This window comes from Capnocytophaga canis (assembly GCF_000827555.1).
Lineage (GTDB): Bacteria > Bacteroidota > Bacteroidia > Flavobacteriales > Flavobacteriaceae > Capnocytophaga > Capnocytophaga canis.
Genome location: NZ_CDOI01000160.1, coordinates 1 through 6,643 on the forward strand (window position 1 = coordinate 1; position 6,643 = coordinate 6,643).

General features: G+C 36.8%; 6 protein-coding genes. 1 reads left to right on the forward strand and 5 read right to left on the reverse strand.

Features of this window, described 5'->3' with window-relative positions; genetic code table 11:
• Positions 1-86 precede the first annotated feature (86 nt).
• Positions 87-848 (forward strand): response regulator, encoded by a 762-nt coding sequence (locus CCAND38_RS07790; protein WP_042344704.1) that lies wholly within the window; start codon positions 87-89, stop codon positions 846-848.
• 69 nt (positions 849-917) lie between these two features.
• Here the strand turns inward: CCAND38_RS07790 and CCAND38_RS07795 are convergent, their stop codons facing one another.
• The 5 genes from CCAND38_RS07795 to CCAND38_RS07815 form a co-directional block, all read right to left on the reverse strand.
• The gene (locus tag CCAND38_RS07795; RefSeq protein WP_042344705.1) at positions 918-1,610 is read right to left on the reverse strand and encodes a zinc metallopeptidase; all 693 of its coding nucleotides are present in this window, start codon (positions 1,608-1,610) and stop codon (positions 918-920) included.
• A gap of 82 nt (positions 1,611-1,692) precedes the next feature.
• Positions 1,693-2,502, reverse strand: a complete 810-nt coding sequence (locus CCAND38_RS07800; protein WP_042008825.1) for a TerC family protein — start codon at positions 2,500-2,502, stop codon at positions 1,693-1,695.
• A 33-nt stretch (positions 2,503-2,535) separates the two neighbouring features.
• Positions 2,536-3,147 (reverse strand): thymidine kinase, encoded by a 612-nt coding sequence (locus tag CCAND38_RS07805; RefSeq protein ID WP_042008828.1) that lies wholly within the window; start codon positions 3,145-3,147, stop codon positions 2,536-2,538.
• Between the two features lie 23 nt (positions 3,148-3,170).
• Positions 3,171-4,193 carry a DUF3078 domain-containing protein gene (locus tag CCAND38_RS07810; RefSeq protein ID WP_042008829.1) on the reverse strand — a complete coding sequence of 341 codons (1,023 nt, stop codon included), beginning with the start codon at positions 4,191-4,193 and terminating at the stop codon, positions 3,171-3,173.
• A 215-nt stretch (positions 4,194-4,408) separates the two neighbouring features.
• Positions 4,409-6,163: a 1-deoxy-D-xylulose-5-phosphate synthase gene (locus CCAND38_RS07815; protein WP_082024977.1), complete on the reverse strand. Its 1,755-nt coding sequence runs from the start codon at positions 6,161-6,163 to the stop codon at positions 4,409-4,411.
• Positions 6,164-6,643: the final 480 nt, after the last annotated feature.

Here is a 6,643-nt window from a genome sequence, read left to right on the forward strand (position 1 = left end):
CCCCCCCTTAATAAAAAGAAAAGGAAAGGCTATTTTATATAAATAAAATTCAATTAAATTGATAAAATATTAAAAAAATATTAATCATGAAATTTCGATATATTGTCGTTGAGGACGATACCAATGTTTGGGAAAATATCCGTATTCGTATGCAAAGCTATCCGCAATGGGAGGCCTTGGAGTTTTCATCGGAATTGACCGATGCGATTGAAAAAATTACGCAACATCTTCCAGAAATGATTTTTTCAGACTGGAGCATTCGTGGAGGTAATGCGTATCAGATTTTGAATTACATTTCAACAATTGAAAATTATAATCCTTATGTTATATTTTTTACAGGATATCAGTCAGAAAATCCTGAAATCCCTCAACGAATCATCAACGATTTTCCAATAGTTAATAAATACATCGTTAAACCCATATATGAAAACCTAACGAATCATCTACAAAGCTATGTTCGAGAAGCCGAAAAACAAGCTATCAAATCGGTTTCCAAAAAAGGAAGCTCAGCAGAAAGCAAAGAATCTGAGGGTATTTTGATAGACACATCTTTGGGAAAGGTACGTATTTTTATGTCGGAATTTATTGCCGTTTTACAACAGGAAGGAACACGTTTGAAAATGTTATATTTGAAGAATAATTGTTCGTACGAACTGAAACAAACTTGGGAAGAAATCTTTACTTTGTTAGAGGAATCTCAGATTGACTATTTCGTGGCTCATAATCGAAAATCTGTTATTAATAAAGTTTTTATTAAAACAATAGTAAAGCCCTATGTCTTTATGGAAAACGACTTATCCATTAAAGTTTCTCGAGAACAGTGGCGAAAATTAGAAACTTTTTCCTAAAAAATAACAAATCCCGAAGTTGGTTTTTCCAAAATCGGGATTTGATTATTTAAATAATACTCTTAAAATTTATTCTCTTGAAGCGGCTGCGATTTTCAAGGCCCAATAAACAAGCATAGCCAATGACCCTAAAGCAGCTACCAAGTAGGTTCTTGCAGCCCATTTTAAAGAGTCTTCAGCACCTGCATATTCTTGAGGGGCTAACATATTCTTGTTTTTCAGCCATGCCAAAGCTCGGTTACTCGCATCATATTCCACAGGAAGAGTGATGATCGTGAATAGCGTTGCCAGAGCTGACATAATCAGTCCAGCGATGGCAACATATATTCCAAAACTTGACATCGCAGACAAAATTAACCCTCCCATAATCAGGAAAGTAGAAAAGTTTGAAGAAACGCTTGCGATAGGGACTAATTTAGAACGCATCGTTAGCCATTTATATGCTTGAGCATGTTGTACAGCGTGTCCTACCTCGTGAGCAGCTACTGCTGCTGCTGCTGCATTGCGTTGATTGTAAACTCCTTCACTCAAATTTACAGTTTTGTTCATCGGATTGTAGTGGTCAGTAAGCATTCCAGGTGTTGAAATAACTTTCACATCATAAATCCCATTGTCGTGTAACATCTTTTCGGCAATTTCCGCACCTGACATGTTATTGCGTAAATGCACTTGGGAATAGTGCTTGAATTTACGTTTTAACTGCCAACTAACCAGCCAACTAACCAAAGTTAATGCTCCAATAATAAGGTAATATCCCATCATAGTGATTAAAAAAATTAAAAATTATCTTTTTTCTATACTCAAAATGTTTGCCAAAGTTCATTGGTCTTAGATTTGTCAGTTATTAGCTTGTTTTTTTTCGCATACGCATATTTAGAAACTCTACTCCTAAAGAGAATGCAATAGCGAAATATAGATATCCTTTTGGAACAGCTCCGATAGTTTCTCCTGCCAAAACAGCATCTGAAAGGTGCAAAGCTTCCGTGGTTAGCATGAATCCAATCAAAATTAGGAATGACAATGCTAAAATTTGGATTGATGGATTACGATTGACAAATTTACCCACAGGAACAGCAAAACTCATCATTACAATTACGGAAACAATTACTCCTGCAATCATGATGAATAACTCAGGACGCATTCCCCATATTTCAACTTCTGCAGGGTATAAACCATTAGTCATCCCCACGGCGGTCAAAATACTGTCCACAGAAAAAATAAGGTCAATCATTAAAATTTGAAAGATAACAGAGGAGAAAGATACAGAACGTTTTTGTCCTGCCCCTTTTGAGTCAGTAATGTGTTCAATATGATTTACTTTTTCATGGATTTCTTTGGTTGATTTGTAAATCAGGAAGATACCCCCACTGAGTAAAATTAATGCTTGTCCGTTAATGTGGGCAGTAAACCACCCCCAGTCAATGGTAAAAAGTGTACTTTTCATTTTGGTAAGCCATGTGATGGCAAACAGTAAGGCAATACGCATGAACATAGCCAAGAATAATCCGATTTGGGTAGCTCTTTTGCGTTTTTCTTCAGGTAATTTTCCCGTAACGATAGAGATAAAAATAACGTTATCAATTCCTAAAACAATTTCTAAGAATGTGAGGGTCAAAAATGCGATTAAGGCATCGGCGGTAAATAAAATTTCCATAGGTATGTGGTACTAATTTTTGGGCAAATTTAATTATTTTTCGGTATTTTCAATGCGATTGTCTTTTTTTGTTTTCATGGCCTTAAAAAAAGCGGCACGACTCAGAGGTTCATAGCTTTCTTTTTCTCCTAAAACAAATAGACCATCATTGTCAGTAGTTCGGAAACTAAAATGGGCTAAATTGCCTGTACGAGTACAAACAGCGTGTACTTTTGTAACATACTCAGCTGTAGCCATCAGTGCAGGCATTGGACCAAAAGGATTGCCTTTGAAATCCATGTCTAACCCTGCAACAATAACCCGTACTCCTCTGTTAGCTAGATCATTACATACATTTACTATTTCGTTGTCAAAAAATTGGGCTTCATCAATTCCCACTACATCACAACCATCAGCAAGTAGTAAAATATGAGTAGCTGTTGGTACAGGGGTCGAATGAATTTCGTTAGCGTTATGTGAAACGACCTTACTCTCGTCATAACGAGTGTCAAGAGCAGGTTTGAAAATCTCTACTTTTTGCTTAGCGAACTGAGCTCGTCGCAACCTACGGATGAGTTCTTCGGTTTTCCCCGAAAACATAGATCCACAGATGACCTCTATCCATCCGAATTTTTCTGAATGATTTGTGGTGTTTTCTAAAAACATGATTTTGAGTTAATACGTTTTTTTTAGAAAGTGTAAGAAAGTCCAGCAGCTAACATTTGTTTTAGTTGGGGTCTTGCTCCGTATTGATGGATAGCACCGTTAGCACCTTTATATGAATAGAATTTAATGTCATCATCATACTTCAAATGTATTCCAATACGCGCTTGAACATAGGTATTTACTTTCAAATTAAGGGTTGATTCCCAGTCTATGTCAATATTTCCTACATTTTTTAGATAGTCACCATAGAAATTGAAACGATTTTCCAACTGCATGTTTTTAGCAATTTCTTTTCTCCAATTCCCTGATACATAAAAACCTAACTGTGATTTAGTTTTTTTACCAGGCTTTATCATATTTCCATTGGCATCATATTCCGCTTCATCGACACCAAAGGCACCTTGATCAGCTAAGGTTTTATCTAAAACAAAAAGAGTTCGATGCGTTATCGGTGAAATGAATATATTAAAGCGTTTAGCATCGGGTACAAATTCCAATCCTATCCCCAGCGTAAAGTGAGCGGGAGCCATGAATTTAGAGATAGCAGTTTCCGTATTCGGATAGGCATATCCGTTGTAAATTTGCGTCAGAAATTGTGATTTAGCGGTGTAGTACCAACGTGATTTTGAATTTCCACGATAACCAAAGGAAGAGGTAATCGAAAATTTATCGTCCGTTTTCCGAGGCCCTCGACCTTTTTGAGCATTGGCTCCATAGTTGATCTCTAATTCATTATCCCAAAAATAGGTTGTTTCAGAAAAACGACGTCTGAACTGAGCATTTAATAAAGCTGTTACCGAATTGTCACCTCCTGCACTCCAATTTGAGAAAGCCATTTCACTGATACTTAAATTGATACGATTGAATTTAAACCATTTTTCTTGTTCTTTTTTAAAACGGTCAATAGCAAATTCAATAGCTCTTTGATTTTTAATAATCTGGATCGGATAAGTTTTTATAGGTTGAATCTCTCCTTTTGCCCTTCGGATTTGAGCAAAAGAGACAGCGTTTATAAGCAAAAGGGTAGTAAGTAAGATTTTTTTCATTTCTATATTGTACTTTTAATGGTTTTGTTTTTTAGTGATTACACATTTTTTTAGAAGAAGTTTGTACGTAGAATTTTGTGAATGTAACCAAATTGGTGGGGTTCATCTCCAATTTTACTGATTTTACAAAACACTTTCAACTATTTACTTACTTCCACAATGAACAATCCTTGGGAGAGGGAGTAGAGCAGAGCTTGTTTCTTACAAACTCCTGACTACAGTAGACTGAATTTTTCAGCCAAGGTGGAGGAATCCAAACCGACTATTTTTTGTAATCTCTCCACATTACCATGTGTTATGAAAATGTCAGGTAAACCTATGATTTTCAGCTTGTTTTTATAATTGTAAACGTTTGCAAATTCAGCAATGGAACTTCCAAACCCTCCTTTTTCGATTCCCTCTTCAACGGTAAAAATGATTGTATAGGTTGCAAAAATAGTGTGTAAAAGTGATTCATCCAAAGGTTTTAAGAAACCTATATCAAAATGAGCATACTCTTCACTATTTTTTAACAAATCCAATGCCTTTGTTACATTATCGGCAATGCTTCCGATACTTAAAACAGCGTATTTGGTTCCCGATTTGAGTTGTCTTCCTTTGCCGATTTCGACTTTTTGGAAAGGCTGTAGCCAATCAGTTTGAGAACATCTGCCTCGTGGATATCGAATTGCAAAGGGTTGTCCTACATTGAGTTGAGCGGTGTAAAGTAGGTTTCGAAGCTCTGTGGCATTTCGTGGAGAGGCGATTATCAGATTAGGAATAGACCGTAGAAAAGCCATGTCAAAAACACCGTGGTGGGTTGCCCCGTCTTCCCCCACTAATCCCGCTCTGTCGATACAGAAAATTATGGGTATATTTTGCAATGCCACATCATGAACTATTTGGTCATACGCTCGTTGCAAGAAAGTTGAATAGACCACACAAAACGGAATCATTCCTTGTAAGGATAATCCAGCAGAGAATGTAACAGCGTGTTGTTCAGCGATTCCTACATCAAAAACTCGATTTGGGAACGATTGTTGCATGTGGGTCAAAGAGCTTCCACTTGGCATTGCAGGAGTGATAGCTACAATTTTTGGATTCTGTTCGGCTAACTCTTTTAAAGTCAGTCCAAAAACATCTTGGTATTTAGCAGGAAGTTCCACACTTTCTGAATACTGTTCACCCGTGATTTTATCAAATTTTCGAGGAGAATGGTAGGTAATCTGGTCATTTTCAGCTTTTTCTAAACCTTTACCTTTGATTGTGGTTACGTGGAGTAGCTGGATACCTTTTTCCTTTTTCGCAGATTCAAAAGAGGTGATAAGTTCAGGGATATTATGTCCATCAATGATTCCTTTGTATTTGATATTCAGTGATTTAAAAAAAGACTCGTTTTTTCCTTTTTCCTTTTTCTGCTGTTCAAAATAGTTTTTTAAAGCTCCTATTGATGGGTCAATACCTATGTTATTGTCATTCAGTATGATAATAACATTTGCGTCGGTCGTAGAAGCATGATTCAAGGCTTCGAAAGCCATACCACTGACGATAGAGGCATCGCCAATTACGGCAATGTGTTGCCGGTCTCGATTTCCTTGTAAAACCGATGCTACAGCCATACCCAGCACCGCCGAAATAGAAGTTGAAGAATGTCCTGTGCCAAAAGCATCGAACACGCTTTCTTCAATTTTTGGAAATCCGCTGATACCACCAAATTGACGTATGTTTTCAAATGCTTCTTTTCTGTCGGTAAGTATTTTGTGGGGGTAACACTGATGTCCTACATCCCAAACAAGTTTGTCATCAGGAGTGTTAAATACATAGTGCAGAGCAATTGTTAGTTCTACTACTCCTAAACTAGCTCCCAAATGTCCTCCTTGTCGTGAAACCACATCAATAATGAGGTCACGTATTTCCTTCGCCAATAAAGAAAATTGTTCTCTCGGTAATTGACGTAGGTCATGGGGGGTATGTATGTTTGGTAAAATCATCGAACGAGGTCTTACGTCAAAGATGTTGACAGATGTAGTTTGTTAATCGAATAAATCAGTTGATTTTCAGTGAAAAACCGAATAAAAAGGCTTCCAATCATGGTATGAAAAGAAGCTAAATCCGAACTGCAAATATACGACAAGAAACAACATCCACAAATCCTATTTTTGTGGTTTTTCTATTTTTTTGTAGAGAACTCATCTAATTTTTTTGAAAACAAACAAGGAATTATGATTTTTGTGGAGTGGAGTTTCTTGTGAAAAAATCATAAAAAATGTTTTTTCGTTAAAAAAATATTCTTTATATTTGCTCCGAATTTTGTACTAACTCACAATGAAAATCACATCAAAAAACTTGCATAAAACGTTGAAATTCTGTATATTTGCATTGCAAATTCCAGACGCAACGCAACGCAACGCAACGCAACGCAACGCAACGCAACGCAACGCAACGCAACGCAACGCAACGCAACGCAACGC